The organism is Meiothermus luteus, from assembly GCF_003574085.1.
GTDB lineage: Bacteria > Deinococcota > Deinococci > Deinococcales > Thermaceae > Meiothermus > Meiothermus luteus.
In genome coordinates, this window is record NZ_QWKZ01000179.1 from 1 (window position 1) to 2,489 (window position 2,489).

3 protein-coding genes, 1 tRNA gene and 1 pseudogene are annotated in these 2,489 nt (G+C 62.8%); 2 read left to right on the plus strand and 3 right to left on the minus strand.

Features of this window, described 5'->3' with window-relative positions; translation table 11 throughout:
• Nucleotides 1-15 precede the first annotated feature (15 nt).
• A tRNA-Gly gene (locus tag Mlute_RS14885) sits at nt 16-91 on the plus strand.
• 30 nt (nt 92-121) lie between these two features.
• Here the strand turns inward: Mlute_RS14885 and Mlute_RS14890 are convergent.
• Together Mlute_RS14890 and Mlute_RS14895 are read right to left on the minus strand one after the other, a co-directional pair.
• Nucleotides 122-1,156, minus strand: a complete 1,035-nt coding sequence (locus Mlute_RS14890; RefSeq protein ID WP_119361308.1) for a M20/M25/M40 family metallo-hydrolase — start codon at nt 1,154-1,156, stop codon at nt 122-124.
• A 3-nt stretch (nt 1,157-1,159) separates the two neighbouring features.
• Nucleotides 1,160-1,813, minus strand: coding sequence for a response regulator (locus Mlute_RS14895; protein WP_119361309.1), 654 nt, complete (start codon nt 1,811-1,813; stop codon nt 1,160-1,162).
• 59 nt (nt 1,814-1,872) lie between these two features.
• Between Mlute_RS14895 and Mlute_RS14900 the strand changes: the two genes are divergently transcribed.
• On the plus strand, nt 1,873-2,199 hold the full coding sequence (locus Mlute_RS14900) for a DMT family transporter (protein WP_119361310.1): 327 nt from the start codon (nt 1,873-1,875) through the stop codon (nt 2,197-2,199).
• A gap of 2 nt (nt 2,200-2,201) precedes the next feature.
• On the opposite strand, the pseudogene Mlute_RS14905 reads toward Mlute_RS14900, so the two are convergent.
• Nucleotides 2,202-2,489 (minus strand): annotated as a pseudogene (locus tag Mlute_RS14905) (coenzyme A pyrophosphatase); the annotation flags it as partial.

Here is a 2,489-nt window from a genome sequence, read left to right on the forward strand (position 1 = left end):
GAGGTTTTTCCTTTCGCGGGAGTAGCTCAGTTGGTAGAGCACAACCTTGCCAAGGTTGGGGTCGCGGGTTCAAGTCCCGTCTCCCGCTCCATCCAACCTACCCCACCCTAAAAGGTGGGGTTTATTTTTGCTCTAACCAGTAGATAAACCGCCTCAGGGCTTCGGCCCCAAGTCTTAGGGAATCTGGTTCAACCCACTCATCGGGGGTGTGGGCGCCGCCTCCTCGGTAAACGCCTAGGGTAAGGGCCGGTATGCCAGCCTCCACGGCCGCAGAAGCGTCGGTGGAGCCGGCGGTGAACTGGGCCTCGAGCCCTATCTCCAAGTAGGCTTGCCGGGCAGCTTCCAGCATGGCTGGAGTAGCGGTCATGCCGGCAGGGCGTTCACCCAGCGCTTGTAGCTCTAGCCGAACCCCGAAACGGCGGGCGGCCTCCATCAGGATTTCCCGAACCTCGGCGGTGAGCTGAGCCAGTGTGCTGGCTTCCAGGGCCCGCAGGTCGAGCTCGAGCCCTACCTCCCCTGGAATGGCATTGATGGCTTCCCCACCCCACAGCCGCCCCACGTTCAAGCTGCTGTCCGCGGGGCGCTTTAGGGCGTACATCTCGCTGAGGGCTTGGCCCAGGGCCGGTACAGGGGAGGTGGCCTCGCGATCCCCCCAGGCGTGGCCACCCGGACCTAGGAAGCGGGCCCGAAGCCGCTGTGACCCCACCGAACGGCTCACCACACCAGGCAGGTACCCGTCCACCGCAACCACCTGAGCCGGCTTTAGGGCCTGGACCAAATGGCGGGCCCCCTTTAGGTTGCCCAACCCCTCTTCACCCACGCTAAAGGCAACCGTGCACCCCTGGGCTATAAGTTCAGGGGCCAAAGAGAGCAACACCGCAACCCCAGAGGAGTTGTCGCCCACCGCGGGGCCGTACCAGCGGTCCCTTTCCCGCCGTAGGGGTCGGGGGGGGAGGACGGTGTCTAGGTGGGCCACCAGCAACAAGCCTCTCATCCCGCACCACACATTCCCCAATTCATCTTGCTGGGGCTCCAGGCCCTGACTGCGCAACTGGGCGGCAACCCATCTACCACGGGCGGCCTCTCCTTCAATCTCGGCGATTTCTCCCAGTAGGGCCACCGGGTCAAGGGTGGTGGGGGTGGTGGGCTCGCTCATCGGCTAGGCGTCCTGGTTTTTGTCTGCCAGCCCCTCCCGCAGGGCGTAGAGGGCAGCTTGGGTGCGGTTGTTGAGATGTAGCTTTTGGAAGATATCGCTCAGCCGGTTGCGCACGGTCTTCTCGGATAAGGAGAGCTCAGCGGCAATCTCGAGGTTGGTGTACCCCTGGGCCACGAGTTTTAGAATTTGCACCTCCCGTTCGGAGAGTTCGGCGTGTCCTTTGGGGGGGGTCTCCTGTTTGGCCCGAAAGTCCTGGATGATTTTCTCGGCCATCTCCGCGTCCAGCAGGACCTCCCCCTGGTGTACCCGGCGGATGGCTTCGATGAGCTCCTTGGCGTCGGCGTCCTTAAGCAAGTAACCCCTGGCTCCAGCCTTGACCGCCTCAAACACGTAGCCGTCTTGCCGGTACATGGTGAGCATGATGACCTTGGCCTCGGGCCACTCCCGGAGGATTTCCTGGGTGGCCTGAACGCCGTCTAGGCCGGGCATCTGGATGTCCATCAGGATGATGTCGGGGTGGGCCTCCAAGGCATGCCGCAGGGCCTCCCGCCCGTCCTTGGCCTCGCCGATAACCCGGAAGTCGGGCTCGGCTTCCAAGAGGCTTTTGAGCCCCTGGCGAAACAGGGCGTGGTCATCGGCGAGCAAAATGCGGACCATCCTAGGGTATTGTACCCTGGAAAGCCCCTTGGGCGCAGGGGGTTTGTAGGGGGAGAATGATGAGCGGATGGTGGCTTTTGATGCTGGCGATAGCTTCAGAGGTGATGGGCTCGAGCGCGCTTAAGGCTTCCCAGGGCTTTAGCAAGCTGCTGCCTTCTTTGCTGGTAGTGCTGGGGTATGGAAGCGCTTTCTACCTACTTAGCCAGAGCCTGAAGACCATTCCCCTGAGCGTAGCCTATGCGGTCTGGTCGGGGTTGGGGACCGCTTTGATTGCCCTGTTGGGCTGGCTTGTGTTCAAGGAGCCCATGAATGGGCCTATGGTCTTAGGGATTGCGCTCATCATCGCAGGGGTGGTGCTGCTTAACCTGGTTGGGCGCGGGGGTTGAGCTCAGCCTTTCATTGCCCGTAGGCGCTCCAAGAGGTCGTGCAGGATATTGCCAGTTACCCCCCATATGTCGTACCCCCGCCAGGGGTAGTGCCAGACCCGGCGGGGTTGGGGCAGCAGGCCTGCAAACCCCTTCGGGAGGGGGCGTTCCTCGGCGTAGGCGGGGGCCTTTAGCAGCTCTTCGATGGGGGCCCATAGCAACCTCTCCACCTCCTTCGGGTTGGGGGTCAAGAGGGGTTCTTGGGTGAGCGCCCCCAGCAGGGGGAAGACCCGGTAGCCAAAGGGGGATAG